Origin of the sequence: Flammeovirga sp. SJP92 (assembly GCF_001583495.1) — a bacterium.
GTDB lineage: Bacteria > Bacteroidota > Bacteroidia > Cytophagales > Flammeovirgaceae > Flammeovirga.
The window spans coordinates 173,985-200,678 of the sequence record NZ_LQAQ01000112.1 but is presented as its reverse complement, the minus strand read 5'-3'; the positions used below and the strand labels follow the sequence as shown (position 1 = coordinate 200,678).

Here is a 26,694-nt window from a genome sequence, read left to right as displayed (position 1 = left end):
TACTTAACACAAAAAAGAAATAAAAAATTCAAGGGAGATGGACGACTTTAAAATGATGAGTTTTACCAAACCTTCCAATTGTTTTCTATCGTTTCATTTCGACTAGTGGGCTGTTGTAAGCCATTGGTGATTTCTTGTACCTGTTGACTGACGGCCTTTTTGAGTTCTGAAACAGTAATTGTTTCTTTGTTCATCATCTGATTCAAAATACAATAGGTAAACACTCCATTTCGGAGATCTCCTCTTTCTTGAGCAAATTGAGTTCCTGCAGCGGCGGAGATAACTGTGGTACCAGTAGATCTGTCTATATTATTGAAAAGTTCTTTCATCAGTTCAAAACTGTTTTTAAGGCCCACTTTTGTCTTTTTATTCATGATGACGATCAAACCTTTCAACCCTTCTTTTTCGTTCTGAACTTTTCGGATAGAAGCAATCTCGTCTTTGTCCACTTCACCGCTGTGGCAAGCATCAATTAATAAGAGTTTCTTTCTTGATGGAATACCATCTAACAAAAATTCTAATTCTTCATAAGGCAATCCCTGTTCCTGTGGTTGCTCAAAATTGACATTATAGGTAGCCAAATAATAATCCAAATCTTCTGAGAGTAAACCATGCCCAGAAAAGCTGATCAACACCTTATCATCTACAGAAGTGTTTTTCAACCTTTCTTTTAATTGAAGAATATTGTCAACTGTAACGTTCTGATCAAACAGCGTATCTATAACAATTTTATCCCCATATTTTATTTTCAGCTGACGCGAAAGGTCACGGATATCTTTGACAGAATATTGTAGGTCATAGCCTTTTTCTTGATAGTGATCTACTCCAATTCCTACAAAAAACAGCTTTTCATCAAGAGTTTTCTTGGGTGTGTAATTCACATTCAAGGGAAAACGATAGCTTTCAATTCCATTATTATTAGTTACAGAAACTTCTATTTTATTACTGCCTTTTGAAAGCTTCAAAGCAATGGTTTTTGCAATACTATGTGTTTTATTTTTTCTAATTGAAATGCCTTTTTCACCAAAAACCGGTACCTCATTGATCCACACATTGTATCGGTCCAAATAATATAAACTATCCACAGCTTTGATTTCCAATAACAATTCACCTTTCGTCTGTTCATAGGCAATACCATTACGGTTTTCAATTGTGCATTCTGGAATGGAAAAGCCCGTATCGAAACTTGCCGTATCAATGTCTAATTTTTTTATTCGTTTCTCCCAAGCTTTTCGGTAAGCTTTGATCATAGTAGAATCCACTGCACCCGAAATTTGATCAATGATAGCCAAAACTTTATCTGGACGATTGTACTTTACATCCAATTGTTCAAACCCTACAGTCTGAATCCCTTTTTTATAAAATAACCGTTGGGCAGAGGCCTTTGTTGCCATGTAATATCCATTAGGGAGCAACCAAACAGGGTATTTCTGCTCAAAGACCAATTGTTTTAGAATAGGTTTTCCAGTTTTGAGATCCCAGAAAATGGTGCTTCCATCATAAGAAGAAGATACCAAGTAGTGAGTATTATTTATAAATTGAAAAGAAGTAATCAGATCTTGATGTTCTGTGAGTTTGTGGAGTAGTTGATTCGTTGAAGAGACATAGACATTCAAAATATTTTGATCATAATCATTCACCACTTTATACTGTTGATTTGAAATTTCACCACTTTTTCTTTCTTTTTTTGGAGGTAGAGTAATGGTCATTAATTGTTTAGGAATAGTAAGGTCCCATAGCATTTGCTGTTCATTTTCTAGTACTAAAAGCAGTTGATTTTTCTTTTGAAAAAACTGAGCATGTTTAACTTTTGAAGGAAGAGGAGTAATGTCACAAAGCATTTTTCCTGTTATGGCATCCCATACTTTAGCGGTTTGATCCAAGGAAGCAGTAATGGCAATCTTTTGATCTTTGCTTAATTCAGTAAAATAAACGGTATCAGTATGACCAATAAGATCCATATAGGGCGTCACCCAACCATTATCGTCTTCTTTATTAAGGTGAACAATTTTTCGATCATCATAATCCACTTCAATTAAATCAAACATCGCTTGACCATAACTGTTGGAGTATTTCACATCTTTAATATACATCAAATCTCCTGTTTCAATATCCCACACCCATTGGGAGTCTTGATTAAGAATTTCCGCTCCTAAATCACTACCCGTATCAATGGCTCTTTGATCAGAATATGTGATCAAGTACTTATGATCGTTGGTGAATTCAGAAGTGACGGCGTATTCCGTTTTTAGCACATGCTTTAATTGTCCGTTGGTCAGATCAAAAAAAGTGGAAGCATAAGAATGTGTAATATTGGATAAGTACTTTCGGTCTTCACTTAAAGTACAGGACATTAATTCATCTACACTTGAGAAAAAAGCATTGATAAACTGTCCACTCTGAGCATTGAGAAGTAGAAAACCATTGTTGGCTCCAATTTCTGCTACGTAATCATTAATAGAAGCACAATCTACAACAGATAAATAATTCTGATCGGCACTGACCCTGAAACCGCATAGCCCTTCATCAAACCCATTAATTCTGTATACTTCTTTTCCAGAGTCAATCAGTTGAGCCACTAAATTTCCATCTTTCAGTTGTAAAGCCATTGTATTTCCTTTCTTGTCTTTCAGGAAATCAAGCAGTGTGGATTGATCCGTTTTCAACAACTTATTTTTTGTCTTTTTCCGAAGAAATATTTTTGAACTATCATTCTCAAAATTAATACCCCAATAAGCTCCCTCTTTATCAAATGTCACATCATGAAATTGATGTTGAAAAGTATGTTTTTGAAGGAGTGCACCGTCTGTTTTTCGATAAAGGAGGACACTGGATTCATCATTGATGATTGCAAAGAAATCTAGATTTTTGAGTAATTGTATATATTGTCTCCCTTGAGCAGGTTCAATTTGATATTTTGCCTTTAGTGTTTTGATATCAATGGCTTGGTATTGTTCCAACTTCATCAGCAACGTTTCCTGATCTACAAAACCTTTTAAATATCCTTTTAGCTCTCCTTTTTTACTCAAAGTTCCTGTATCCCAAATTTGAGTGATGCCATAATAATTGGAATAGGTAGCCACCCATTGACCATCAGGAGAAAGGTAGGCAGAGGTGCCTTTGAATGTTTTCAATAATTGCCCTTTGTCAAAATCCCATAGATGAATACTATTTTTTCGGTGATGTACTGTGAGTAGCAATTTTCCTCTCTCTGAAGTCTGAAGATCCTGAAAACGATATTGTTCACCATCAAGTTTCTTTATAAAACGACCCGTATAAGTTTCCCATAGATAGGTGCCGTCATAGGCCGATGAGATAATGTATTGACCATCATCTGAAAACTCAGTGAAACTGATGGGTGATTTATGCCCAAGAGGAAGCCCAAGTTCTAACTGTTGAGCCAGCAAAGTGGTATTAAAACTGTAAGAAAAAAGGAGTGTAGAAATGAGTAGAATATAGAACCTGATCATCAGTAAAAAATAAGATTAAAGTAAAGGTTTGCATTATATGACGAATTGGACTTCAATATAAGAAGTAATCCCTAAATAAAGCACATTATGAGTAGTGTGTACACTTTGTTTACTGGCGATTATAGTTGTAATTTCACACACATAACTAACTCCTTTAAATAATGAATATTACAAAAACACTTTTACCGGAACAGTCTCTATTAAATCAAACAAACTTTGAATACACGGATAGCTTTCAAGGCACATTAAAAGACAAAAATAACCTTCTGAATATTAAAGATATCGGGAAGGCTTTTTTTACCTCTTCACCAAAATGGATTGAACATTTATTTACACTCCGTAATAAAATAGTAGCCGTTTTTGGTTTGAAAACAGCTGGTAAAATCACAGATAGAGCAACACAATTGAGCAACTTTCAGTGTGAGCCCAATGAAAAAATGGGCTTATTTAGAGTTTATCAACGCAATGAAAACGAAGTGATTTTAGGAGAAAACGACCATCACCTCAACTTCAGAGTTTCATTATATTGTGCTCCCTCTTCAGAAAGTAACGAACATAAAAACCTGATCATTTCTACGACAGTACAATTCAATAATAAATGGGGTAGACTTTATTTTTTACCCGTCAAACCTTTTCATCAGCTGATTGTACCTACAATGTTGAAAGGGATCATCCGTCAGCTTGAAAGGCAGTTGGCTCATCAATATCAAAAATAAGGTACTGAAATTCAATGTTGGGCGAATTCTTATGAAACATTATAAGAGAAGGGGTAAAGGATCATTTGAGTAAATTCTTGAATCTTCTAACTTTGACCTTGCAACTTTAAATATGGGGTTGTTATCAGCAAGACGTCACACAAATTATTTTAATAAAAATGAAATCAAAGAAAGAGCAGTTAGAGGAGTTGGAGAAAGAGTTGGAACAGCATTTAGGAACTTTAAAACAAGATCTTGAAGTTTTACCCTCACTAAAAAAACAGCAAAAATTTGTCAAGAAGGCAAAAGAATTAGAGGAGAAGATCAAAGCACTGAAAGAAGGGTAATTGATTTTCAAAAAAGTGAAATCTTGAAGGGAAAAGCTAAATTTCATTTCTATTGCCTCATTGATTTTAAACTCGTTGTGCTCAAACATCAAAATCATTATTAACGGCTTAACCCATGAAATTTTTGACGCTTTCCCTTCAAGACTAAGTGTTGTACTACCAAACTAAAAAGGTAGAAAGCTCATCGGTATAAATACCTTGATACTGTCTAGAATTAAATTATAAAAGGGCGTCTTTATTCCTCTCAAAATAGGTTTCTGCACTTGTATATTCTTTTCCTGTGATGTTTTTATAATCTTCACCATATCCTGCGCTCCATCCTTGCTTGATGATGTAGTTTAGTTCCATCATAGCATCCACAAGCCATTCAGGCATTTGATTCTCCAGCATGCTTTCCCTTGCTTGGTCTTCAGGAACATCAATATAAGAGATCTTTCGGCCTAAAGTATCACTGATGATATTTGCAATTTTGTCGTTGGAATACTTCAAACCACTCAATTCATAAGTCTTACCATAATGCTCTTCACTTGTTAAAGCGATAGCGGCAATTTCTCCCAAGTCGCTAACATCCAGTAAAGACAACTCTGCATCACCATTTGGAATGTAAAAACCATTGTAATCTTTGATCGTTTGACCATAGTAATTGATATAGTTTTGAACGAAATTGTAAGGCCTTAAAATAGTAAAATTAAGAGAAGATGCTTTAATCAGATCCTCACTGTTTCCTGCCCATCGAGCCATCTGAATTTGTCCGTTGCTATCGGCTCCAGCAGCTGTACTTCTTACAATATGTTTTACATTATTTTTTTGAGCAGATTGAAGTACTTTTTCAGTAACAGCCTCTGGATTTTGCATTAATGGAGTTACAAGAAAAACTCTATCTTTTCCTTTTAAAGCCTTGTCTAAACTCTCTTGATCCGTAAAATCCACCAAAATAGGAGTGGCATTGTAACGGTTTACTTTATCAAAGTCAGCTTCTTTTCTTACCCCTGCAAACACCTCAACATTGCTATCTTGCAAGTGTTGTAAAACAGCTTGACCAATATTTCCTGTAGCACCTAATACGATTATTTTTTCCATTGTTTTTAAATTTTTGTTTCTACAAATGTCGGTCGAAAACGAAGGCACCTGATAACCAAAAACAATGGGATAATGACCAAAATTACATCAATTGATTTCGATACTCTTTGGGAGTAGTTTGTGTTTGGTTTTTAAAAAAACGAATGAAATGTGTGGGTTCATCATACCCTAAAGCGTAACTGATTTCAGCGATATCATCTGAAGAATATTTCAAATAACGTTTTGCTTCTTGAATGATCTGGTCAGAAATAATTTCCTTGGCTGTTTTGCCCGCAACAGACTTTACAGTTTGATTGAGCGTATTAGAAGATACCGAAAGTAAATTGGCATATGTACTCACCTTTTTATGCTTGATATAACTGTTTATCACCAGGTTTCTAAAACGATGGACCAAGTCTTCTTTCTTAGAAAGTTTTTTACTCTTATTGCCTATTGCTTCTTCTATACTTTTACATTTAAACAAAAGAGAAAGGAGAGAAGATTGTAAAATTTGATGACGATAGGTGTTAGAGGTATAGAATTCCTGATATAGTTTTTCAAAGTCTGTAATGATGCTTTTTAGATCCTCCTCATTCAGTTTCAGAAAGTTTTTATTGGAAAGGTCAAAAAGCCCAAACTCATTTTTGAAGTTACCACCAAAAAAATCAAGAAATTCAGCTTTGAAAAAGACATTAAAGCCTGTCATTTTGATATTTCTTTGCCAAGAAAAGATGTGATCAGGGGAAAGAAAATAGAGGGTGTTGCCAAGCTGATCAGTAGATTGTACATCAATGGCCGCACTTGCATTTTCGCCATTGAGCATTAATGCTACCTGATAGAAATCCTTTTGATAAGGAGGCATTTTTAAAGCCGTATCAAGGTTAAGCTCTTCAAATCGAAAAACAAAAAACTCTGGAATATCTGTTCTTTTTTCAAAGCCAGTAGTTTCAAAAAACGCGTTGATTTCTTTAAATCGTTTTAACTCTATTTTCAATGTTTAGGTTAATTAAGATGAGGAGGTCTATTCTTTTTATTTTACTTTAAAACTAACGGTTTCCTGTTGTTTATGTTTTAGAGCATGTTTGGAATGTCTCTTCTTTTTCATTTTGTCCTAAGACAAAACGAATTTAAAATGCCAAGATTAAGGTAAAGGTTGTGAATTAATTACTTGGTGATGTGGTGATTATTATGAATTGAAAGAAGTCTCAAAACTTCAAAAATAAAATGGTATTGAAGTTTTGAGACTTGATCTACTATTCTAACAGCAATAGGTTATAATGGCTAGCTGATTGGAATAGTGAATTAAAAATTATACTGAATCATTCCTTTTAGATAGAAGGGATTACCTGGTGTGAAGTGTAGTTCTTCCACAGGTTCTGATTCGTTTGGTAATCTTGATTCAGTGGCAAATTGTGTTTCATTCCACTCGACATCAAAGAGGTTCTGAATTTGAATACCAACACTCATTTTCTTCATTTTATACCCCAAGTTTAAATCAGTCACTGTATACCCATGCGCTACAATGGAATTGTCTTCATTGGCTGGGCGATCGTTGATATGACGTAAATTAATACCACCGTACAACCCTGATTTAAATTGGAAATTCAGACCGGTGATAAATGTGAAATCAGGAGCTAAAGGAATATAATTGGCTCCTTCTGGCTCATCAATGGCACGGGCGTGGGTATAGTTGAGGTCCACATTCCAAAACAACCATGATAATGGCTGATATCGATAACTTAATTCGACCCCTTGACGTTTTGTTTTTCCACTTGGCTCAACAACTCCAGCATCGCCGACATAGACAAACTCCTGCTCCATATACAAATACCAATAAGCCATACTCAACAACATCTTTGGAGTGGGTTTCCAAATATATCCAACATCAAAGCCATAAGCGGCAGGTAAAATCTCAGAACCTTGCTCTGCTACTACAACTCTACTATCATTGGAGTGGAACCCTTTTCCTGACTTTAAGTACAATTGAAGTTCATTGGTTGCATTATAAAAAACATTCAACTTTGGACTGATAATGGCCTTTTTCTCAGATAGTGTTTGGTAAGCTGTTACGAGTTTATCGTTGTATTGGAAATTGAAATAATCTACTCTTACAGAAGGATTTAAAGTCCATTTATTGAGGTCAATAAACGTTCCCACATAGGCACCAACATTGGTTTCGTTGATGTCTCCCAGCTTCATATATTCTAGTGTTTCCGTTCTGTTGGCAGTGTGTGAAAGCTCGTTGTTCATGCTCTGATCATTACGTAATGTGATGCCTGCTTGCCAGCTTCCGCTAAATGAATTGGTAGTGAAAGACTTATTGTATTCACTGCTAACTCCAAAAATATTTCTGCTTTCTTTTTGCTTTATTTGATCACCATTGACTGGATCATCAAGGAAGAAAGTAAAGTTGGAATAGAGCTCAAAATCATATTTACTGAAATAAACTTTACTTGTGATCGATGAATTTTCGTCTATGATTTTAGTATGATCTACAAGAATATTACTTCTAGAAGTGGCTCCACCTTCTGTATCATCAATGGCTCCAAAACGAGAAATCAAACCTGTATCTACTGCACGCTGAGGGATCTGTCCAGAGGCATCCCATTTACTGTCAAAATATGAAAAAGTTACTCCTAGAAGATCATTGCTTGTTGGCTGACTTGTATATTTACCTAATACATTGACTCTGTTGAAATTCTGCGGACTCTCAAAAAAGCCATCAGTAGAAAGGAACTCCGTAGCCACATAAGCATTTTGTTTCTCGCTTTCCATCAGGTTAAACATTCCCAGAAGCCTGTAGGTCTCAAATTGTCCAGCTTCCACCTTCAAAGTGCTGTGGTCCAATCGCTGTTTAGTTCTAAAATCCACATAGCCTGCCGTTGTGAAATTGCCTCTTTTTTGATAATAAGGTCCTTTTCCAAAATCAATTTTCTCTACAGTTTCAGGAATTACAAAGTGAAGGTCAGCATAACCTTGGCCATGAGCGTGTGATACCATATTGACAGGCAAACCATCAACGGTGATGTTAATGTCGGTGCCATGATCGAGGTCGAAACCTCTTAAAAAGATTTGCTCGGCCTTACCGCCACCTGCGTGCTGTCCGATGATGATACCCGGAATTTTTCTTAAAATGTCTTGAGAGGAATTAACAGGAGTAGTTTGTATATCCACATCCGTAAGGATATGATGTGCGTCCACTTTCGAAGAAATACTTACTTCTTCTAGGTTTAAAACCTGTTCTTTTAAAAGAATTGTAAGTGGTTGCTCCAAATCTTGGACAATCACTTGGAGTGTATAATACCCCACCATAGAAACCTGAAGAGTATCTCCAAGTGTACAATCTTTAGATTGGAATTCCCCGTTTTGATCCGAGTGGGAATGATAGCCAGTACTTTTATTTACAACATTGGCACCCGAAATACCATTACTCTTTGCTCCAACCACTTTACCTGTAATGGTTTGAGCAAAAAGAGTGCTACTGAATAGCAATAAAATGAAGGTCAAAAAATGTGATTTCATCCAATTATTTTCTTTGAAGTTTTTGTAGTAGAATAATGTCAACGATGTATGAATCTGCTTTACTGAAATATCGTATGACATTTTACTTATTTTTTGTGTAATTTTTGTTTATCAACAAAAGACAACATGAGGTAAGCTTATTTTGACCGTACTTATTGTAATACAATTTTTTGCATTGAAGATGGAGAGATAAAATAAAACGTTGTTTGTTGTAGTATTTTGTTGAAGAGCTTTTAGGAAATACTATCGTATTTCGTTTCGCTTAATGTACTTTCAGAAAGTATAGTTTTATTGACTGATTTGATTTTTGAACATATTATTTAGTTTAGAATAGATGAAAAGAAGTTTGATGTTAGCGATCACTAACATGTCTTATATGATAGAATGAATCACTATCATATACTTTGTTATTAGTTTTGAGGGCGAAAATAATGATTTCTTCTAGAAAAGAAAATGATGTGAGTATTACCTATTTTATTTTTCAAAAAATGCGTAATACTTAAATAAGAAAACTATTCTCAACGGTTCATTTCATGAAATGTACTTTATAGATCACAAAATGCTTGGCTTATATTTGGGTAAAGTGATCTCTTTACTATTGTATCATACGTTACTCTCCACCGTACAGTCTGTGCGGTGAAGAAAGAGTATATCATAAAAGCTTTAAGAATTACATCTTTATTAAAGACTCAATTTTATTCATTGTGGCATGTCTAATTTTCTCCTTGTATAAAATCCAACCTCCAAGAGCACCAATTATACTCCCGATCACAATCTGTTCAAATCGCAAGGCAATGAGAGTATTTGTATTGAAAAGGGGATTAGCGGCTTCATTTAATAAGATAGTAAAAGGGGTAATAAATACCACGGCAACTGCATATTGTTTTACAACTAAAATCTCAATGAAAAACTGGAGAATAATAATCGATAGGCATATTGAAAACGGACCATAATCGATAAAATGAAATAAACACCAAGTAAAGCAAATACCTACAAATGTTCCAATAATTCTTTGAAACATACGCTGTCTGATATGATATAGAGAAACTCCTTGCATCACAGCCGCACATGAGATGGGAATCCAATAGGGATTGTCAAGCTCAAAATAATGGGCAATGGCCAAAGAAGTTGACATAACTCCTCCATAGATTAGGGTTTCCCAAATGTCAGCATAAGGGTTTTGTTTGAATATGGGAACAATTTTGTCTTTGGAAGAAATGGGTTCTTTGTAAGATAAATACAAAAGATAAACAAGGGCAAACATACAAGTTAGCATGGTCCCTAAAGCCATTAACCCTACTTTGATGGGAATAGATTCCATGTCGAAAGGTTGACAGATCGACATAGCGGCAATTAAAATGAAAAAGAAGCTTTTGGGGGCCGATGTTTTATAAAACAAGATAATCCAATGCACTATCATGGAAAATAGACCAAAGGCAATGATAGATACGATCGGATTGAAACTGAGAAGATACCCAAACGCAGAAGACACCATAAACCCGAAAGAGCAAACTAATAAGGTTAAAATTCTATTGGTATAAGTGCCCGATTCAGGTAGGTATATGATCACTAAACCACTTAAACAGGCATTTAATCCGTATTTAATATTTCCGAGGAACAAACCCATCAGCAACGGAACTCCAATACTAATGGTGGTTAATAATGGTTTTTGCCACTTATTTTTAGAGGCTTTAAATTCAAATAGGAGTCGAAACTCCTCAATTAATTTTTCAGTCATAAGTTATTGAACTCTATTCCTTTTGAAAGAGGAGGAGTTGTATGGTTTGTAGTTTTTACTTCAAAAAGGCACACTTTCTTTTGCACAAAGATAATTTAATCTTCTAGCAGGGGCAAGTAATCTGAAAAATGAATAAGTCTTTGTAAAATGAGAATCTTACTTATCTTTCCTGAATAATAACATTATACAAAGTGATAGAACAGTCATATGGAAGCGTTTGAAAGTATAAAAAATTATTACAAACCAATTCAGCCAGCGGTAAAGGCTGATGATGGCAATATTGTCTATATCGAGGTGAAGCCTTCAAAAGCAATCGAAAATTTTGTGTACTGTTTTTGGCAATTGAAAACAACAAATCCTTTAAAAGAAGATTATAATTACCGAGTGGTGTCTGATGGTTGTATAGATATATTTTTCAATCATAAGGATCCAGTTGAAAACTTTGTGATGGGCTTTTGTAGAAAATTTACAGAATTCCCCATAGGAAAGGAATTTGATTATATAGGTATTCGATTTTTGCCTTCTGCATTTCCTCTTTTGTTTGAAGTGAATGCCAAAACATTGAGTCATCAATCTGAGGAATTAAGACATGTATTGCCTGATGTTTCTGACTGGATCAGTTCAACTATTAAAGTAGCTGCTACTTTTGAGGTTATAATTCAAAGTCTGGATGATCAATTGATTGCACTTTTAGAGCGGAAGGATATTCAATACGATCATCGTTTTTTTAATGCCTTAAAGTTGATTTTTCAGAAGAACGGACATCTTGATACTGAGAAAGAATTGACGACCGGTTTAAGTGCTAGACAACTTCAAAGAATCTTCAATTTTTATATTGGTACTACAGCCAAATCATTTAGCAATGTGGTCCGCTTTCAGTATATTTTAAATGCAAACCCAACAAAATATAGTTTGAAAGAAAGTAAGCTTTACTTTGATGTTGGCTTTTTTGATCAAGCACATTTTATCAAGAGTTTCAAAACTTTTTATGGAGTTACCCCTTCTGAGGCTTTTCGTTGATCTTGTCCGATTTTTACAATATTCTGATTTTTGGTCTATCTAAATTTGTGAGTATGAAAACACTTTTACTCATCGCGTTTGTATTCTGTTTTGGAATATCAAATGCACAGACCACGCAGAAAATGAAACTAAATGCAGGAATAATCACGGAAAAACTCGAAGAAACAAAACAATTTTATACAGAAGTTTTGGGTTTTGGAGTCAGTTTTGAAAATGAGTTCTACTTACTGCTTCATACGCCTGACCACACCGCTGAAACCAGTTTTTTGAAGCCTAAACACCCGAGTCAAAAACCAATTTTCCAACCTCCTTTTAATGGAAAAGGAGTCTATCTTACGATTGAAGTTGAAGATGTGGATAAAGTATATCAAGCATTAAAAGAAAAAGGAACTGCCATAGAAATTGAGATTAGAGATGAAGTGTGGGGTGATCGTCATTTTGCTATTATTGATCCTAATGGTATTGGAATTGACATTGTGACTTATACAACACCTGAAGATTAAGGTCACTTTAGTCCTAAAAAATGCAGTAGGAACAATTCAAAATGGCTCCTACTGCATCTAATTTTCTATTCAAAGTCTAAGATATTACTCAAGGATATTATAACCTTTCAAGGCATTATTGGGCTCAATAAGATCTTCTTCAATACCTTTTTCGTTCATTCTATCATTTTCAAGATCAACCCAAATATTGTATTCAAACTCATTCAATATCTTTTTGATTTGCAGTTTGTATTTTTCGTAATTCTTATCTCTAATTTTTAAGTATTCTGGAGGGTTATCACCATACTGTATAATAGCATTTCTGTTGGCGATAAAATAGGTTTGGGCGGCCATTTTCCATAAAGCTTTGGTCTCATTTGAAAGCAGAAAGCGAACACCCATACTCGAAAGTTCAGAGTTTAGGACAATGTCACTCATCTCTATTGATTTTTTATGATCAATAGAAGACGTGATATACATTAATGGATCATATCTGTATTTATGTCCTGTAAAGGTTTTGGGAGAAGTAAAGTCAATGATTTTTTTACCGTCTCTTTTTATTCTGACGTTGATTTTAGTTTCCCCGTTTTTTTTGATGTAGAAATCGCTGATGCCTTTTTTGGCAGATCCTACCAGCTTGTTATTTACATAAACTTCAGCGGGTGATTTCAACAATGTCACCACTTCAATCATTGCTTCTCCTTTATAGTTATCCTTCTTAGTTTTAATGGTAAACTTATCTCTTTCACCTATTTCATCAGGATAAAGGTTTCTGAAGGCCACATAAGTCATTTCCTCTTCTACTTTATTTTCTTTTTCATTCCACTGATTGATATAATAACTCAAAAGTGATGATAAGGCATAGCCATTATGGATCTCAGGGTTCAGGTTATTGGATAAGTTGTATAAGTTCCATGAAGAGAGACTTAACAATTCAACATCAGCACTCAGTGACATTTCCAATAGCGCTCTAAACTTCTTTGTTCCAGCAGGGGTATTAGCCATTAAATAAGTCTCATCAATAGGACGGTTTTTAGTAACATAAACTCTTTTACCATTCTTCTTACTGATAAATGAATTAGGCATATAATTCAAATAGAGATGAGGGAAGAATTTGACATTACTATTAGAAAATTTATCAATCAGTTTTTGATAGTCCTCAAAACTTTTCAGATAAATAAAAGAATGAGTTACAGCATCAAACTGCTTTATGATTTCATCTTGTACATCTGATAAATACGTTTGTACATGATAGACAGGGACGATGTTGAGTTTACTTTTTTCAATAAGGTCGTCAAAGAAAGTTCTGATGATTCTAATATCATCTTTGACAAACTTTTTAGGTCCTTTTAATTTGACATAGGAAATAATGTTTTTCGTATTTCCGGTAAATAAAACGATTTCATCTTTGGTGTTTCGAAGCCATTTTTTTGACATACGAGTACTACCATAAATTTCTCCCAAATCATTGGATACCCTAGCAAAGAGTTCATCTCTCGTATATCTAGTGCCCTTATTCTTTGGAAAAAAGACATCTAAACAGAAATTGAAATCAATGTTCTTATCTTCCGCCACTTTTACAGTGAGCGCTAGAAGTTGTTTAAAGTTGGTCTTGTATTGCTCACTGCCGAAAACATTGTATTTGATCTTAAAAACGTCAATACCATACATTTTTGCAGTTCTCAGCTCCACTTCAATGGCATCTTTCACCTCCAATAAGTTCACCTGCAATGAAGTTTCAGACACTGCAGTTTTGTATTTGTTTTTGATCATACTCTGATCCATTCCCAAAGTATAATCATACTTATAGGCTTGAAGGTTAGAAGATTCATCACCCAAAATATTATTCAGGTTGTAGGTAGCCATTACTCTTTTTTTCTTTAAAAAAGGCGGTGACGAGTCGGCAACTTGTGCAGAAGTAAGAGGGGCAGTAAGTGACAGTATTAATAGTAGTACAAATAAATTTTTAATAAACATCTTAAAAAGTAATTAGTATTTAGTAGTTTGTTTGTGATATACAATCTTGAAATGATTTTAGGCCGCAATTTTACATTTATTTCATAACATAACCAAATAAAGTAGATGAACTTTCATTCACAAATGTTCAACTTTTATAAAGTATTTTGATATTGATTTTGTTAAGTATTCAAATTCAAAAGGTTAGTCTAATTTTACAAATGAGAAACTTTATTCTAAAACTTAAGAAAAGCATTAAAATGTTTCCTAGAATCAACATCATAATCATTAAAAAGGACACCTATAAAAGAGTGTCCAATCATTTTAATATCAATTATTTTTTATTATCAAGGAAGGGATTATACATCATCACTGCATGGTTTTCTACCAGTAATTTTTCCTTCTTAAATGCTCCCTCTTTTTCAATTTGAAAAATCTGATTATGTCTAGAATAACCGCCCCACATTTGCTGTTTCATCTGATGATTTCGTTCAACTACTTCATACTCCTGGTGTACCTTGTCTTTACTCCATAACGATCCGTTAAGGTACGTTTGATCCAGCCATAAATTGAGCTGGAAAGTGTTCTCTGTCTCGTTTTTGATTTGTAAATCAATATGATTGTAAGAGAGTGTTGCTCCCGCACCAAATGGTACTTTTCGGTTAATGTCAGGAAACACATCAAAGCCGTGTCTATACCTCTCCGTGATGCTTAATGGAGAATGAGCAAAAATCCAAAAGAGCAGATTTCCCAATTGACAAAGGCCTCCTCCAATATCTTTACCGATTTTTCCCTGATTCAATATCAATCCTTCTAAATATCCTTTTTGCTTTGTAGGTCTTCCCACAAGTTTCCAAATAGAGAAGGTCTCACCTGGTTGGATTATGATTTTATCAAGATGCGAAACGGCAATTTTAAGATTCGTCCTTTTGTTTTCTTGCAAATACATATCAACATCCTTAAGTGGTCTTAAGATCATTGATTTATGCTGAAAGACATTATTATCAAATAGTTCTGTTTGTCTTGTAGTGGCCCATTTTTTATCACCAAAAAGCCAATCCATTTTTCGTTTTAATATGTAATATTCTTTCCCCAGCTTTTGTCTTAAAAGGCCCCTTTTAATAGGCTTTTCAATTTCGTTCATCTTTTAAAAAATTTGAATGTTTCCATCAATACACAGTAACAACATCTTATTGACTTCAATATAAATGATGCTTTCTATTATTCAACAATAGTTAACCGCTTCAAAGATCTTAAAAAATTGGAGATTTACTACTTAATATAGATAGAAAAGAATAGGTCAATTACAGATCTGCAACTGCTGTGACAGATATTTCAATCAGAACATCGCCCTCTAGGTCAACACCCAAACAGGCTCTTTGGGGCCAGTGATCTGGGTTGTCCCCAATCCATTTTTTCCATATTTCATCCATTACAGGTTTATCTTTGATATTAGCAAGATAGACTTGTGCAGAGACAATTTGATGTTTGTTTGAATGAAGTTCTTTTAAATTATCATCGATGATCTGAAGTGTTTCCTGTATCTGTGTTTCCAATGGAAGAGTGGTGTCTTTTGTAGTAGCCACGGTCCATACAAGGTCTTTATAAGCCGATGATTTATTTCGTCCTGTATAGGCACCTCTTTTTCTTGTAATCATTTTTAAGTGTTAAGTTTGTTTATGCTTTATTGAGTGTATTGAACTCCACCCATTGCAAAGGGCTTGCCAATTGATGTTGATTAAATTCTAGATGAATCACCCTTCTTCTTTTGCCGTTTACAGTTCTGTTAGAGGCATGTAATGTCAATGGTTTCATTAGCATTGCTCCACCTTTATTGATGGCACAGATGTATTCATCCTCCATATTCCATTCTTTCTGATCAATTTGAATGACACCTTTTAGATGAGATTCAGGAATAACTTTTAACGCACCGTTTCCTTCGTTTGTGTCATCTAGATGAATACGTACAGTGATTGTATCTTCCAAAACATGAAGAGGAGGTTGTACACCATATTGCCCTTTTTTATAGGTCCAATTGCTATAGCCATTCAGTTCCAATTTTTGATCAACAGTGATACTTAAATCCTGATGATAAGCCACAAACCAATTAGAATCGCTTGGTTTATCAAAGTAAATGGCCTTAGAAAGGAAATAGTTTGTATTTGAAAATGTACCAATTAGTTTTAAAAGGTTTTTATTCAATAATAAGCCTTTCAATTCTGGAATATGATTGATCAACTGCCTGATTGCAAATACATCTTTTGTTCTGACACTTCCTGAAGCGTCAGAAGCCTCCAAACAATTTACGATATCCTTTATTTCTTGTTCTGTATAGAGCCCATTCACAAGTGAATACCCTTGTTTTTCTAGCTCATCTTTATTTTTTGTGAAGTTCATAATTAGTAGTCTGATTATCAATGTTAACGTCCTTTGAAAGTGGAATCTATAAAAGCTTGTAGTAAGATCGACTGGACGTTAACAACAACTTAGCGATGTTTCAAACATGCTCTTAATGGTTACTCTGTTTCCAATCCACTCATTTCAAGCTTTTTATTTAATGGTAAACTTTGAACTTCAAAAGTCCTTTCCACAGGAACAGTCAGTTCTTCAATACCATTTGTATCAAGCTTCAATTTTTCCGCTTTAACAAAGTCCGTAATATCACTAATTTCTAATATCCATTCTTGGCAAAATTTTTCTAATGTGCTTCCTTTTAATCCTAATTGAATGGCTTTCCGATCTTTCTTTTCACCGTAAGGGTCATGAGCAGGGTCCCATTGTAATCTCACATTAGAATGATTCATAGCTTCTTTCCATGCTTCATGCGTAGAATAAATATTGGGTTTGAAAGTCGAATGAACGGCTTCTTCTAAAATTTCAATAAAGCCTTCTTTTTTGATGCGAATGGCCAAAATCCTTTCCTGATTTTCCTTGCTGGCCCATCCCGCACGGTACATCATCCATAAGAAATTGGGTTTGATCCAAGTCATACGGTTAAAGCTGAAAGAGCCTCCAAAAGTTTGATGAGCGACAGCATAATTGGCTATTTTAGAATTATATGCTTGATAAACAATGATTGATTCATCATCGTATTGCCCTATAATGTGTTTACCTGTTGAAGGTAGTTTGTTTTCTTGTATTGTATATTTTTCGTGATTAATGTTCATCATAATTATGTGTTTTTTTGTTAGTCTATAAATAGATAAAACCAGTGTCAAAGTACTGCCTCAGGTCAAAATCAAATTATATGTATGGCCTTTTACCTATTACTGAAAAGCAAAATATCGATGTCTTTCAAAGAACAAATAGTGTTTATTTTCGTCATAAACGATCAGGTCTTTATAAAAACCAATTTTATCTTCTTCCATTGACCGCAACTCATAAGATCCATTTTGAAGCGTAATAATGGTATCATGGTCAGGTGGTTTTGCATAGATAAAAATGGAAATTCCATCAGAAATTTCATCACCACGTAAAAGCCTCAGCCTGGCACTAAACGTTTGGTTGTAAAACTCTGCAAAACTGATTGAATTGCTCAGCTCAATTATTTCAGAGGTGTTCAATGGAAATTGGTGTTCGAACTTGAAAGTAGAATCGAGTCGTATTAAAGTTCTAAAAATTACTTCCCTATCCAAAGCTTCTTCAATGATCATTGCTTGATAAATAACATCATGATTTGCAGAGGTTTTCAGATAAGACGGAATACTGTGTTCTAAGAAATCAGTATTTTCAGCAATTAAAGCATCGCTGAAAGGTTGACCTTGAAAATGAATATGATTAGGTCTGGTTGAAAAGTAGATGAATACTATGATTGCAATGAATAGAGAAGCAACACTAAAAAGACATCCCAATTTAAATATTTTTGATTTGCTCATTCTTAAGTTTGGCAGATGTAATGATACCCTTAATTATTAAGTTTGCTTCTGCAAAGTTCGAAAAAAGTATTTACTTTTCAGCCATTATTTTCAATTTTTCATTCATCAACTCAAAACCTTTTTGTGTATTTGCTACATTTAGAAGGCCGGTCAAAAGGCCACTAAACCTCTCATTTTGTATGAATGTCGTAGTTCCGTTGCCATGATCAATCAATTCAAAACGATGTTCTCCATCAAAAATACCTTTAAAAAATAGATGACCTACCCACGTTAATTCCTTATTCATTTTATAGCGGACTACTTTAGGTTTGAAGGTCATTCCCTTGCCTTTTGGTGGAGTGATTTCCACTTTTATTGTATTCCCTATCTTTACATCACCAGTCAGCGATTTAATAAAAGGGTTCCATTGAGGATAATTTTTAAAATCGGTTAGTATAGTCCATACTTTTTCAGAAGTTGCATTGATTAGAATTTTCGTTTTAATTTCCATTACCATAATATTTTAAGGTTAGACATTTTTTATCTGTTTATTTACCTTACAAAGGTCTAACACTTGGATGGTATTGCTCTTGACAAATATCAAGAATTCAGGAAAGTCGCTTTTTTCGTATTCTGCTAAATGTTTCAGCAGACATGCCTAGCATAGAGGCGATGTATTGTAATGGTACCTGATTAAAGAGGTCCTTATTATTCTCAAAAAAACTTTGATAGCGTTCTTCAGCTGACATAGATAAATGACTAAAAACTCTATCTTCCAACATCGTAAAACACTTTACAATAAAAAGCTTTTCAAGCTCACTCCACTTGGGTGCTATTTCATCTATTTTTTTATAATCGTCCTTTGTCAATACATAGATCTCTGTATCTACTAAAGCTTGGATGTTCCAACGTGAAGGAGTCTCAAAAATAAAGCTCGATAAGTCTATTGAAAATTGTCCCTTAGTAGAAATCCATTGAGTTACTTCTTTATCTTCTGTTTGAGCAAATATTCTTAGAAGGCCGGATTGCACAAAACATAATTGATCACTTTTCTTTCCTGTTTGTAATAGAAACTCACCTTTTTTTAATAAAGTTAATTTGAAAAGTGAGCTGATTTGATGGAGCTCTTCTCTTTGGACAACCCCAAAATAGGAATTAATGTATTGTTCAAGTTCTGTCATCTTAGATAGGGGACTCTTTATTTTAGCTTAAAAGTAGGGAAAAGTTATTGAAGTGTAGTTAAATAGATTGTTAGTTTTTTATTTGCCTAACACTCTAGCTCAATGCATTATAAACAAAAAAGGCAGAATATCACTTCATTTGGAAACGATATTCTGCCCATTAACTTAATATATTTTCTAGGTGTTTAGTGCCCTGAAAAATAGCCAGACATTTGCATGATAAATAAACCAATGCCTGCCAGGACTAAGTACCAATTGACAGCTTTATAAAAAGAGGGGAATTGTTTCTTTTTTCTAGAAAAAGTAATGACAAAAACAATGGGAATTAAGGCTACAATTTGACCAATTTCTACTCCAAGGTTAAAACATAAGATTTTTGCTAGAAGGTCTTCAGTTCCATTTTCAAATGACTGTAACCGGGTGGATAAACCAAAACCATGAATCAATCCGAAGATAAGAACCATGAGCAGTAGGTTGGGTGACTTGACTTTCAATTTTTCAAATCCACCTAAATTTTCAAACCCTTTGTAAAGTACGCTTAGAGCAATGACTGCATCTACCAAGTGTTCATTGGCTGTAATGCCCAAATAAGTAGCCCCAATTAGCGTAACACAGTGCCCAATAGTAAAGGCTGTAATAAACTTTACAATGTCTTTGAAGCCATTCAGATAAAAGACAACACCCGCTAAAAACAACAAATGATCATAGCCGGTTAACATGTGAGTAGCTCCAACATGTATGTAAGCAAATAAGCCTCCGTTCCTCAGTATTTCCTGATCAGCACTTGTTACATCATGAGCAAAACTCAATATTGGGAGAAAAAGGAACAATAAGGTGAATGCTTTTTTTGAATCGAGTTTCATATTTATTCCTTTGTTCTAAATACCATAAATAAAACACCAATGATGGCGATACTTCCTAATATAAAGACCCAAGTAGGGAGCTCATCATCATGGTGATGTTCGTGGTCGTCATGTGTATGTGTATGCGAACCGTGTTGATGTGTAACCTCAAAAGTTAAAGTACTCCATTTTGATTCATGTGTGATGTCACCTTTGTCGACTTTTGCCATATGAATGGTACGTAAATAGTAAATACCATCTTCTGGCAATTTGACAGTTACAATACCTTCTGCATTGGTACGTAATTGTTCGCCATTGGTGTGTGTATGATCTGTTCCGTGTTCGTGATCATGACTATGGTTTCCATGATGATCATGATGATGGCCATGGTCGTTGTGAGAATGCCCGTGTGCACTTTTGACAAAGTCTGCATAAACCAATTGATTGGCTAAGGGTTGACCTTCTAATAAAAGTTTTACATCAAGTGTTTGTCCGCTGTATTTTTCATAAGGATTGGATACAGGAACAAACTCAATGGGGTACCCTAAAACAGTTTTCCAATCTTCTGTCTTTTTATCACCCACTTGGTAAATGGCTTTTACATGTTTCTCGTAACTCTCGTTTACATCTTCATTCAGTGTATTGGTTTCGGTACGTTCTTTCAACATATCCAAGACGCCGTCATGTTTTAAATAACCATTAAAATCTTCTGCCGTTTGTTTAAGGCTATTGACTTTTGTAGAGATCCCTATCACATAAGTTCCAGCTTCACCAGCTTTAAAAGGAAGCTGTGTGATTGTACTGTCTTGATCCTTCCATTGTCCTTCATTGATTGCTGTTCTGTTGCCGTGAGCAACCACAGAAGCGTCCTCCATACGGTGACGAGCAATAGTATTTTCACTTTCCTCAAAAGTACCATTGTACAAACTGAAGATCGCTTCTTGATGAGGTTTTAAGAAATAGGAATCCATTTTGATATACAGATCATGACTGCACAAAAGAATCACGGCTGATAATAGATAAAATGGTTTAAGAATTTTATGCAACAATGTCTTTGAAAAGACGCTCTTGTTTAGTTTCATCATTGAAGCTTGTTTGTGAATTGATATGGTTCGTTATTTCCCGCAAAAGTAAGAAGTTTTAGTTTAGAATAGGAATGACATTGATAATACTTCGCGTGCAGTATGGAATATTTTAGTATTTTAAAGTGTTCGGAAGATGTTCTACTGAAACATCTCCCAAACAATCTATAAAAGGTTTTGTTGAATATTTTTACTCTGACTTCTCACTTAAGGCTACCTTTTCCATCTCTCGTATAATAATTTCAAGATCTGATAAGTCAGTACGCCAGTTGACAAATGAAGCTCTGATACCTTGTAATCCATTGAAAACCGTTGGAGTCATAAATACTTTTCCGGTGTTATTTAATGTGGTTAAAAATCGCATTACTTCACCGGCGTCATTTGTGTTTGATAAAGTAAAGCATACGTTATTCAATCGAGTAGGAGCGAGAAGTTTAAAATGTTGGCTTGATGTAATAAACTCACTGAGAATATTGGCCATTTTAACGGAATTGTCTACAATATCTTGATATCCTTTTCTACCATAAGCCGTGAGTGAAAACCAGGCAGGAAGTGCCCTTAAGCGTCTTGAGTTTTCAGGTAGAAAATTAAGAAAATTGAAATCATCGCTGGGTTCACCGAGGTATGGAGCATTGGAGTTTTTGAAGGTTTCCAATTGCAATAGCTGATGTTCTTTTTTGACCATGAAAAAAGCACAGTCATAAGGGACGTTCAACCATTTGTGGCAATCTATTGTAATACTATCTGCTTTTTCCCAATCTTCCACAAGATGATTAGTGTGAGGTGAACAAGCGGCAAAAGCACCAAATGCACCGTCTATATGCCACCAGAAATTATATTTTTCTTTGAGTTGGGCGATGGCTTTAAAATCATCAAAATCGGCCGTATTTACAGTTCCTGCACTAGATATCAAAATGAAAGGTTTCCCATTCAAGGCAATAATTTTTTGTTCCAAGTGTTGGATATTAATAGCCTCTCGGTTTTCTCCATCCACCTCAATGATTTCAACATTATTTCTTCCAATTCCCAACATTGACAATGACTTGATGGCAGAGGAATGTGGAACAGCACTCAAGATTTCAATCTTCTCAGAAATTCCATCCTTAGCAAAATCTTTTCCCAACTGAGCACCGATCCATTGTCTTGCTACAGCGAGACATGTGAAATTGGACATTGTGGCACCTGTTACAAAACCACCTTGAAAACTGTTTGGCAAGTTGAATAATTCTAAAAGGAGTTTGATGGTTTCTTTTTCAATCACAATAGAGACATCACCTTGAGCCGTTGCAGTTTGTGGGTTTTGATCATAAACAGTGGCTAACCAATCACCAATGATTGCTGCAGGAGTGACACCACCTACTACATAGCCCAAATACCGAGGGCCTGCAGAACCAACAATCACATTTTCAAACCTTTCATTAAACAATTTTAATGTATCAATTCCTCCTAGCCCTATTTCTTGTAACTGTGATTGGAAAGAGATAGACGGTGTGGTTGAGGTTTTTCGGTCTTTGATTGTGTTCAAATAATCCAGTCCTTGAAGTTTGACTTTTTCCAATAAATCTTCAAGATTACCTAAGTCATTTTTTAATTGTTCGTTCATTTTTCTTGTTTATCGTTTAGCTGTAATTTTTTTGAAGGTCAGCCTTCAGTATCTTTTAATTTCACTCCGTAAGTATCCAAAGCACTTTCAATCTGTTGTTGTTCTGTTGTGTCAGGATACATAAAATATTTAGGAGCTAATATTTGTTTTGTTCTTACAATTTTAATTTTCGTAATGGAATTAAATGGAAATTTGCCATTCGTCATTTGAAGTAGCAAAGGTTCCAGTTCGTGAAATTCAGAATGATCATGATTAATAACAACAGCATCACCTTTAATTTGTAACCCTTTTTGAGAAAAAATATCAATAAAGCTCACACAAACTTTAGGGTTTTCTTTTATATTCCTGACAGTACTTGGTGACGCTATGTTAGCAATGATGATGTTATCTTGATCATAGGCTCTAAAAATTTCTTTTGGAGAAACATTAGGTTCGCCATTGGAAGAAGCGGTAGCCAACCAGCATAGGACACTTTTCTCTATGCATTCTTTAATTTCTGTATTCATTGGGTGTCAGTTGATTTATAAATAGATGAAATGAAGTACCAATACAAAAGTAATTAATCGTAATTCTTCTTGTTATAATGTGGTTACTGCCTTAAAAAAAATATCAATAGAATTACTATTCACGCTTTTTTAAATTGTACTTACACAAAATATTTAAGAATTAGTTTAAGGTTAGTACTTATGATGATTCTAAATTTTTATCGTGCTTTAGTAAAAGCCATTTTTACGGCTAAACCTGTCAATACTGAAGCCATAAACCATTTCTGAATTCTAGCCCAAATCGGCTTTTGAGAGAACCAAGTTGCCATCTTAGCAGCAGAAATAACAATCATAAAATTGACAGCAAAACTTATAGTGATTTGGACAACGCCTAGTTGAAAACTTTGTCCCAAAATAGAGCCATTTTCTGGTTTAATAAATTGCGGAAAGAAGGAGAGGTAAAAGACAGACATTTTAGGATTTAAGACATTTGTCATCAACCCTATATTAAATAATTTAAGCGGTTTGTAGGACTGTAATTCTTGATTTGTATTAAAAATTTCAGTGTCGGATTTTATTGATTTATAAGCCAGGAAAAGGAGATAGCCTACCCCTAAAAATTTCACCACTGTATAAGCATACGGAATGGCTAAAAATATAGCAGTCAAACCAAAAGAAACCATTAAAATATGAAACAAAAAACCGCACATGACTCCCAATAAAGAGATGATTCCTGCATTTTTTCCTTGTGAAAGCGATCTTGAAATTAGGTAGATCATGTTGGGCCCAGGAGAAAGGACCATGATGAATGCCGCTAAGGCAAACAAAAGAATGTCATTAGTTGGTATCATATTTTGAAAGTATAAATGAAGCTTCTCTATTGGTTGTTAACTAAACCATTAAAAATAAGTTAGTTAATTGAATTTTAAAAGCATTTTTTGTGTATAGCAAGAATTGACGTAGTATCAGTTTTGAATTAATTTCAATTTTTATGGGTAATTACATTGTAAACTAATTATCGTCATCTTCCATTTGATATTCCTACAAGCTTTTTATGTTCTTCTTTTTTCCATTGATGAAAAAAAAAAGCAAAAGCTAAGGCTTAGAAGTCAAAAGCTAAATTTCACTTCAATGATTTTAAACTCGCTTTGTTCAAACAAAAAATCATTTTTTAACGGCTCAATACATGAAATTCTTCACGCTTTTCCCTTCAAGGCCAGTGGAAGCACTACCAAACAAATTGGGTAGAAAGCCTACAGGCGCGAATGTTAAGCTTCAGTGTCATTCGTGTCCTACAGATCACCAGAAATCTCCTGATTTCTAAACACTATAAATAACGAAAACTTAGTAAAGCTGTTTGAAGGAAATAGAAAAAGGTTCTCCATCTTATCAGTAAGTAGGAAAACCTTCATTGTTATATTAAAGCGTCTTGACAAAATCTTCAATAGAAAGTTGAGGTTTGCCCAATACCTCCCAAGTAGATTCAGAGACTTGTTCTTCTTTTAGTTGTTCTACATAAGTGAGAAGATGTTCCATAAAATCTTCATCCTCTTTACTCGGCAAACCAAGATGCTGAATAATATCCATTGGATACTCTGTCACTTTAATATTGGGGTTATAAGCGTTTAAGAATCGTTTTGCTACTTCTGGGAACGAAATACCTTCAGTACCTTGGATAGTGAACGATTGATTATAGGCTTTTTCATTGTCAATTGCATTAAAGATATTTTCAGACAAGTCTATTGTATTTGTGAAGAACACTGGAAATTGATGATGTCCGATGATGGCAAATTCTTCCTCTTGAATAAAAGTTGGGAAGGAATCTAAGAAAACAGAACAATGGAAGTAAGTATAATTCAATCCTGATTTCTTCAAATGATCCATGGCTGGTTTTCGAATCAGATTGGTTTTATAAATCATACCAGTAGTAGCAAATTCTGGGTTAGAAGAGTCAATGCCTACAATTTGCATGATATGTTTTACACCCAATTCTTTACTAATATTTACCACATTTATGATGCCCTCACGTTCGGGGTAGAAGGTAGCATTTTCATTCCAAGAAGTTGTATTCAAATTAAGGTAAACGGTCTCTGTACCCGTTAAAGCTTCTCTAAGACTATCTTTGTCGGCTACATCACCATAGACTATTTTAGCTTTTTCAGGTAATAGTGATTGTGCCTTTTCTACATCTCTAGCAACAACTTTAACCTGAACTCCTTTTTTTATTAATTCTTTTGTGATGGATGAACCAAGTGCCCCTGTAGCCCCAATGATTGTGATATTTTTCATAGTAATAATTTTAGTGACTGAGTTTAATACCTATTATTCCGATAACGATAAGTGAGAGAAAGAGAAGTTTACTCCAATTGAAAGGATTATCGAAGAAAAAGAAACCCATTAATATGGTTCCGCTGGCCCCAATTCCAGCCCACACCGCATAGGCCGTTCCCATCTCAATGCTCTGCATCGATTTCAATAACAAGCTAAAACTTAGTGCTCCAAAAATGAAGAAACCTACAATGCCTTTCCAGTTGGAAAAACCCTCTGACATTTTCATGGAAGTTGTAAATGCAACTTCAAACAAACCGGATAATAATAAATAGATCCAACCCATAGTGTTTTGTATTTTTTGATTACAGAACAAAAGTAGGGGAGGTCGATGAGAATTCTTTTTACATATGTTAAAATGTGGGGGCAATCCTATGTGATTGCCCGAAGGGTCACAAAAAATATGAAATGTATTTTAGAAATGGTTTGAAGAAGCTATTTCTGTGCACGAATACGACTCAATGTCACCTGCGTAATACCCAAATAAGAAGCAATTTGTCCCAGTTTCACCCTCTGAAGAATTTGAGGATGCTTTTCAATTAAAGAAAGGTATCTCGTTTTAGCATCCGTCACTTGATTCAATAGTATCTGCTGTTCCATTTCCAGCAAGCCAGTTTCAGCCAATTGTCTTCCAAAATTGGCCAGTTCAACATTGGTATTATAAAGTTCAATTAATTTAGTCCTATCAATTTTCAATAGCACAACATCCTCCAATAATTCTATGGTTTCAAGAGAGGGTTTTGATTCTACAAAGTTGCCTAATGAAGCGATAACGTCTCCTTCAAAACCAAACCAATACGTAATTTCTTTTCCATCAGCATTAATATAGTAACTTCTTACGGCTCCTTTTTTAATAAAATAGACCGAATGATGAATTTCACCTTTACTAATAATCGCCTCACCTTTTGATCTTGTCACTTCAGTGATATTCGAATAGAAAAGATCAAAGTTTTCAGGCGATAAACTGTATCTATTTACAAAGAGTTCTTTAATGGAATTCATTTAACGAGTAGTAAATTTTGAATTAGGA

General features: G+C 34.6%; 26 protein-coding genes. 5 read left to right on the top strand and 21 right to left on the bottom strand.

Translation table 11 applies throughout. The annotated features are described in order from the left end of the window. Nucleotides 1-62: 62 nt before the first annotated feature. Nucleotides 63-3,470 carry a caspase family protein gene (locus AVL50_RS30130; RefSeq protein WP_082796072.1) on the bottom strand — a complete coding sequence of 1,136 codons (3,408 nt, stop codon included), beginning with the start codon at nucleotides 3,468-3,470 and terminating at the stop codon, nucleotides 63-65. A gap of 161 nt (nucleotides 3,471-3,631) precedes the next feature. Here AVL50_RS30130 and AVL50_RS30125 point away from each other — a divergent pair, with 161 nt between their 5' ends. Continuing rightward, nucleotides 3,632-4,186 carry a DUF2867 domain-containing protein gene (locus AVL50_RS30125; RefSeq protein ID WP_062621344.1) on the top strand — a complete coding sequence of 185 codons (555 nt, stop codon included), beginning with the start codon at nucleotides 3,632-3,634 and terminating at the stop codon, nucleotides 4,184-4,186. A 158-nt stretch (nucleotides 4,187-4,344) separates the two neighbouring features. Then, nucleotides 4,345-4,512, top strand: coding sequence for a hypothetical protein (locus tag AVL50_RS33185; protein ID WP_157491692.1), 168 nt, complete (start codon nucleotides 4,345-4,347; stop codon nucleotides 4,510-4,512). A gap of 219 nt (nucleotides 4,513-4,731) precedes the next feature. Here the strand turns inward: AVL50_RS33185 and AVL50_RS30120 are convergent, their stop codons facing one another. From AVL50_RS30120 to AVL50_RS30105, 4 genes are all read right to left on the bottom strand, one after another. Then, entirely contained in the window at nucleotides 4,732-5,592 is an 861-nt protein-coding gene (locus tag AVL50_RS30120) for an NAD(P)H-binding protein (RefSeq protein ID WP_062621342.1), read from the bottom strand. Nucleotides 5,593-5,674: 82 nt separating this feature from the next. Then, nucleotides 5,675-6,565 carry an AraC family transcriptional regulator gene (locus AVL50_RS30115; protein WP_062621340.1) on the bottom strand — a complete coding sequence of 297 codons (891 nt, stop codon included), beginning with the start codon at nucleotides 6,563-6,565 and terminating at the stop codon, nucleotides 5,675-5,677. Nucleotides 6,566-6,873: 308 nt separating this feature from the next. Beyond that, nucleotides 6,874-9,174: a TonB-dependent receptor domain-containing protein gene (locus tag AVL50_RS30110; protein ID WP_253764338.1), complete on the bottom strand. Its 2,301-nt coding sequence runs from the start codon at nucleotides 9,172-9,174 to the stop codon at nucleotides 6,874-6,876. 589 nt (nucleotides 9,175-9,763) lie between these two features. Further along, nucleotides 9,764-10,831 carry an FUSC family protein gene (locus AVL50_RS30105; RefSeq protein WP_062621338.1) on the bottom strand — a complete coding sequence of 356 codons (1,068 nt, stop codon included), beginning with the start codon at nucleotides 10,829-10,831 and terminating at the stop codon, nucleotides 9,764-9,766. Nucleotides 10,832-11,038: 207 nt separating this feature from the next. Here AVL50_RS30105 and AVL50_RS30100 point away from each other — a divergent pair, with 207 nt between their 5' ends. Together AVL50_RS30100 and AVL50_RS30095 are read left to right on the top strand one after the other, a co-directional pair. Continuing rightward, on the top strand, nucleotides 11,039-11,851 hold the full coding sequence (locus AVL50_RS30100; RefSeq protein WP_062621336.1) for a helix-turn-helix domain-containing protein: 813 nt from the start codon (nucleotides 11,039-11,041) through the stop codon (nucleotides 11,849-11,851). Between the two features lie 53 nt (nucleotides 11,852-11,904). Continuing rightward, nucleotides 11,905-12,354, top strand: coding sequence for a VOC family protein (locus AVL50_RS30095; RefSeq protein ID WP_253764337.1), 450 nt, complete (start codon nucleotides 11,905-11,907; stop codon nucleotides 12,352-12,354). Nucleotides 12,355-12,438: 84 nt separating this feature from the next. On the opposite strand, the gene AVL50_RS30090 is transcribed toward AVL50_RS30095, so the two are convergent. The 13 genes from AVL50_RS30090 to AVL50_RS30030 all read right to left on the bottom strand — a co-directional run bounded on the left by AVL50_RS30090 (nucleotide 12,439) and on the right by AVL50_RS30030 (nucleotide 24,187). After that, nucleotides 12,439-14,310, bottom strand: coding sequence for a hypothetical protein (locus AVL50_RS30090; protein ID WP_062621334.1), 1,872 nt, complete (start codon nucleotides 14,308-14,310; stop codon nucleotides 12,439-12,441). Between the two features lie 313 nt (nucleotides 14,311-14,623). Continuing rightward, nucleotides 14,624-15,433 carry a VanW family protein gene (locus AVL50_RS30085; RefSeq protein WP_062621333.1) on the bottom strand — a complete coding sequence of 270 codons (810 nt, stop codon included), beginning with the start codon at nucleotides 15,431-15,433 and terminating at the stop codon, nucleotides 14,624-14,626. A gap of 160 nt (nucleotides 15,434-15,593) precedes the next feature. Continuing rightward, nucleotides 15,594-15,947 (bottom strand): Rid family hydrolase, encoded by a 354-nt coding sequence (locus AVL50_RS30080; RefSeq protein ID WP_062621332.1) that lies wholly within the window; start codon nucleotides 15,945-15,947, stop codon nucleotides 15,594-15,596. 19 nt (nucleotides 15,948-15,966) lie between these two features. Next, nucleotides 15,967-16,686: a phytanoyl-CoA dioxygenase family protein gene (locus tag AVL50_RS30075; RefSeq protein ID WP_062621331.1), complete on the bottom strand. Its 720-nt coding sequence runs from the start codon at nucleotides 16,684-16,686 to the stop codon at nucleotides 15,967-15,969. Nucleotides 16,687-16,805: 119 nt separating this feature from the next. Next, nucleotides 16,806-17,459: a DUF4291 domain-containing protein gene (locus AVL50_RS30070; RefSeq protein ID WP_062621330.1), complete on the bottom strand. Its 654-nt coding sequence runs from the start codon at nucleotides 17,457-17,459 to the stop codon at nucleotides 16,806-16,808. A 96-nt stretch (nucleotides 17,460-17,555) separates the two neighbouring features. After that, entirely contained in the window at nucleotides 17,556-18,164 is a 609-nt protein-coding gene (locus AVL50_RS30065; RefSeq protein WP_062621329.1) for a hypothetical protein, read from the bottom strand. 70 nt (nucleotides 18,165-18,234) lie between these two features. Further along, nucleotides 18,235-18,654 carry an SRPBCC domain-containing protein gene (locus AVL50_RS30060; protein ID WP_216639105.1) on the bottom strand — a complete coding sequence of 140 codons (420 nt, stop codon included), beginning with the start codon at nucleotides 18,652-18,654 and terminating at the stop codon, nucleotides 18,235-18,237. Nucleotides 18,655-18,751: 97 nt separating this feature from the next. Beyond that, nucleotides 18,752-19,324, bottom strand: coding sequence for a Crp/Fnr family transcriptional regulator (locus AVL50_RS30055; protein WP_082796071.1), 573 nt, complete (start codon nucleotides 19,322-19,324; stop codon nucleotides 18,752-18,754). Between the two features lie 185 nt (nucleotides 19,325-19,509). Continuing rightward, nucleotides 19,510-20,187, bottom strand: coding sequence for a HupE/UreJ family protein (locus AVL50_RS30050; protein WP_062621324.1), 678 nt, complete (start codon nucleotides 20,185-20,187; stop codon nucleotides 19,510-19,512). Nucleotides 20,188-20,189: 2 nt separating this feature from the next. Continuing rightward, on the bottom strand, nucleotides 20,190-21,251 hold the full coding sequence (locus AVL50_RS30045) for a DUF4198 domain-containing protein (protein WP_253764336.1): 1,062 nt from the start codon (nucleotides 21,249-21,251) through the stop codon (nucleotides 20,190-20,192). 187 nt (nucleotides 21,252-21,438) lie between these two features. Beyond that, nucleotides 21,439-22,851 (bottom strand): pyridoxal-dependent decarboxylase, encoded by a 1,413-nt coding sequence (locus AVL50_RS30040; protein ID WP_062621321.1) that lies wholly within the window; start codon nucleotides 22,849-22,851, stop codon nucleotides 21,439-21,441. Between the two features lie 38 nt (nucleotides 22,852-22,889). Then, complete coding sequence (locus AVL50_RS30035) at nucleotides 22,890-23,357, bottom strand: pyridoxamine 5'-phosphate oxidase family protein (RefSeq protein ID WP_062621320.1); 468 nt, start codon at nucleotides 23,355-23,357, stop codon at nucleotides 22,890-22,892. A gap of 197 nt (nucleotides 23,358-23,554) precedes the next feature. Continuing rightward, nucleotides 23,555-24,187 (bottom strand): LysE family translocator, encoded by a 633-nt coding sequence (locus AVL50_RS30030; protein ID WP_062621318.1) that lies wholly within the window; start codon nucleotides 24,185-24,187, stop codon nucleotides 23,555-23,557. Between the two features lie 335 nt (nucleotides 24,188-24,522). Between AVL50_RS30030 and AVL50_RS33180 the strand changes: the two genes are divergently transcribed. Further along, on the top strand, nucleotides 24,523-24,660 hold the full coding sequence (locus AVL50_RS33180; RefSeq protein ID WP_157491690.1) for a hypothetical protein: 138 nt from the start codon (nucleotides 24,523-24,525) through the stop codon (nucleotides 24,658-24,660). A 95-nt stretch (nucleotides 24,661-24,755) separates the two neighbouring features. On the opposite strand, the gene AVL50_RS30025 is transcribed toward AVL50_RS33180, so the two are convergent. From AVL50_RS30025 to AVL50_RS30015, 3 genes are all read right to left on the bottom strand, one after another. Then, complete coding sequence (locus AVL50_RS30025; RefSeq protein WP_062621316.1) at nucleotides 24,756-25,625, bottom strand: SDR family oxidoreductase; 870 nt, start codon at nucleotides 25,623-25,625, stop codon at nucleotides 24,756-24,758. A gap of 10 nt (nucleotides 25,626-25,635) precedes the next feature. After that, complete coding sequence (locus AVL50_RS30020; protein ID WP_062621314.1) at nucleotides 25,636-25,950, bottom strand: multidrug efflux SMR transporter; 315 nt, start codon at nucleotides 25,948-25,950, stop codon at nucleotides 25,636-25,638. A 149-nt stretch (nucleotides 25,951-26,099) separates the two neighbouring features. Then, nucleotides 26,100-26,666 carry a Crp/Fnr family transcriptional regulator gene (locus AVL50_RS30015; RefSeq protein WP_062621312.1) on the bottom strand — a complete coding sequence of 189 codons (567 nt, stop codon included), beginning with the start codon at nucleotides 26,664-26,666 and terminating at the stop codon, nucleotides 26,100-26,102. Between the last annotated feature and the right edge of the window lie 28 nt (nucleotides 26,667-26,694).